This window comes from Mesobacillus subterraneus (genome assembly GCF_000934845.1).
GTDB lineage: Bacteria > Bacillota > Bacilli > Bacillales > Cytobacillaceae > Mesobacillus > Mesobacillus stamsii.
In genome coordinates this window covers 1-2732 of sequence record NZ_JXIQ01000063.1, presented here as the reverse complement: position 1 = coordinate 2732, position 2732 = coordinate 1, and the positions used below count along the sequence as shown (strand labels likewise).

Here is a 2732-nt window from a genome sequence, read left to right as displayed (position 1 = left end):
TTCAATAAATCATTCAGTTCTAACTGCAAGGATTGCTGGCCATTCAATAAATTATTTTGTTCTAACTGCAAGGATTGCTGGCCATTCTCTAAATTGATTAAATTATTTTTGATAGATTCAAACCGTGCATCAACAGATTCAAACTGTGCATCAACAGCATCAAATCGCTTGTCCATGGAATCCAGCCGCTCTAATATCTTGTTCAATATTCTCTCCATCTCATTCACCTCCTTCTGTATGAATTAATTATACCCAGGCATGTAAAACAAGTCACTATTTTTATATTGACGAAAACAAATAAGACCAAAGCGACTGGCTTTGGACATGGCATTCTCGTTAAGGAAGGGACTTAAGGAAGCAAAAAGAAATACAGGAATAATTCAGGAGAATCCTTGACTAATAAATTGCTCGTATTTCCGAAAATCGAATCGAAAACGTCTTTTGTTTTTCATCTTTCAGTGAAAGAATTTGCTCCTTTACATTTAGCCCATAGACGCGGCCTTTAAAAACGGCTAATGAACCATTTGCGTTGTACTGAATCGTGATCGGGTTTTTGTCAATCAGTTTTTTTAAAAACATAGGATTCACCTCACTTTATTTGATTTACAGGATTGATTATAATATGGAATTTTTAATAAAGAGTGAATGGAATGTTAAACGTTGTTTAATAAATATTAAGTATGTAAGACAATGGAACTTATTTTTGTTTTAGATGAAACAACAATAAGTAAACACGCTTTTTTTACTCGAAAAAGTAAATATATCTAAGCTTTAACATTCACTTTAGGAGAAGGCAATGGAACTCTGATTTTTGAGATATAACCTAGAATTAAGTACCGGTTTCATTGAGTTTGTTTGTTTTAGAAGATAGGGAATGTATTAGTTCATAGGGCTTTATAAATATATTTATAGCCAGAAGTTTGGCAGTGAAAGAAACAAGGATTATAGGTTCGTTTTCCGTTCTTAAAAGTTGCTTTAATGGTTAAAATTCCATCATAATTAGATACATAAGGAATGGAGGGATAAAGATGAAAATACTTATTATTGGTGGCGATGCAGCGGGAATGAGTGCTGCGATGCAAATGGTTCGGAACAGCTCTGGAAATGAGATTACGGTATTGGAAAAGGGTGACGTGTATTCATACGGTCAATGTGGCCTGCCTTATGTAATCAGCGGGAAGATTGAGTCTACCGATCGATTAATTGCGCGCACTCCAGCTGCTTTTAGAGAAAAATATGGCATTGATGCACGAGTATTTCATGAAGTCCAAAAAGTGGACACGAAAAATAAACTTGTTAGTGGAATAAACCACGAAAATGGGGATACGTTTAATCTTCCTTATGACCGCTTGCTAATTGCCACTGGTGTAAGTTCGGTCGTTCCAAAATGGGAAGGCGTGACACTTCCGGGTATTTTCTCTTTAAAGACCATCCATGATGCCAAAGAAATTATCGATTATTTGCAGAATGATAGAAAGAATGTGACCGTGATCGGCGGCGGATACATCGGACTGGAAATGGCGGAAAGTTTTGCAGAGCTTGGCAAGAAGGTAACAATCATCGAAAGAAAGGACCAATTAGCGCAAATTTTTGATGCGGATATGGCAGAACTGATTCACGATGAAGCAGTGAAGCAGAATATTGTTTTGAAGATTAGTGAATCCGTGGAAGCATTCGGCGGAAGGGAGCATGTCGAATTTGTGAAAACTGACAAAGGCGAATATGAAACGGATTTGGTGCTTATCGCTGTAGGGGTGAAGCCGAATACCTCCTTTTTAGAAGGAACAGGAATCAAGACCAGTGTAAATGGTGCGATCGAAGTAAATGCCTATATGCAAACCAGTATAGAAGATATCTACGCAGCGGGAGACTGTGCCACCCAATACCACCGGGTAAAAGAAAAGGATGATCATATCCCATTGGGAACACACGCCAATAAGCAAGGCCAAATCGCCGGATTGAACATGGTGGATATTCATCAAACCTTTAAAGGAATCGTTGGCAGTTCGGTTATTAAGTTTTTCAGGTTAACCCTGGGGAGAACAGGTCTATCAGAAGCGGAGGCAAACATGCTCAACATCCCTTGTGGATCCGTAACTATTACTGCAACGGATATTGCCGGTTATTATCCGGATGGTAAAAAAATGAAGGTGAAGCTTGTCTATCATAAAGAGACTCATAAGGTACTTGGCGGGCAAATTATTGGGGAAAACGGCGTCGACAAGCGAATAGATGTCCTAGCAACGGCCATATTTCATTCCATGACGACAGACGAGCTGCTTGATCTGGATTTGGCATATGCTCCCCCGTATAATGGTGTGTGGGATCCTATTCAGCAGGCAGCTAGGAGAGTGAAGTAAGAACGGACGATTTCCTCCTTTCGTATGATGAAGGAAAAGGGACGGTCGATCTATTGTGATAAAAGAATAAGGGTGGAGCATACAATGGCCATACTAGTCACTGGCTTTAACGGATTTCCGAAAGAAGTCTCTCATCCTCAAGGAATGTGAAGGGCGATAGCCCAATGAGTAGGTGGGAGATGAATTTTGGTTGGCTTTAGCCAAAGGCTTGGGTATAATCAGTAATATATGTAATGAAGGGTTGTTATACCAATGAAATTAGACAGTAATAATCATTCAGTATTCTTAATGTATTCCCATCTTGTTCTGGTAGTAAAATATCGCAGACAAGTGTTCGACAGTGAAATATCTGATTTCGCAAAAGATAAGTTC

General features: G+C 38.9%; 3 protein-coding genes and 1 pseudogene. 2 read left to right on the top strand and 2 right to left on the bottom strand.

Features of this window, described 5'->3' with window-relative positions; genetic code table 11:
* Both UB32_RS07555 and UB32_RS07550 read right to left on the bottom strand, forming a co-directional pair.
* Positions 1–218: pseudogene (locus tag UB32_RS07555) on the bottom strand (hypothetical protein); the annotation flags it as partial.
* A gap of 178 nt (positions 219–396) precedes the next feature.
* The gene (locus tag UB32_RS07550; protein ID WP_044392544.1) at positions 397–579 is read right to left on the bottom strand and encodes a hypothetical protein; all 183 of its coding nucleotides are present in this window, start codon (positions 577–579) and stop codon (positions 397–399) included.
* Positions 580–1028: 449 nt separating this feature from the next.
* Here UB32_RS07550 and UB32_RS07545 point away from each other — a divergent pair, with 449 nt between their 5' ends.
* Both UB32_RS07545 and UB32_RS19370 read left to right on the top strand, forming a co-directional pair.
* Positions 1029–2360, top strand: a complete 1332-nt coding sequence (locus tag UB32_RS07545; protein WP_044392542.1) for a CoA-disulfide reductase — start codon at positions 1029–1031, stop codon at positions 2358–2360.
* A gap of 252 nt (positions 2361–2612) precedes the next feature.
* Positions 2613–2732, top strand: a 120-nt coding sequence (locus UB32_RS19370; RefSeq protein ID WP_347230906.1) for a transposase, incomplete at its 3' end; no start/stop codon positions are given.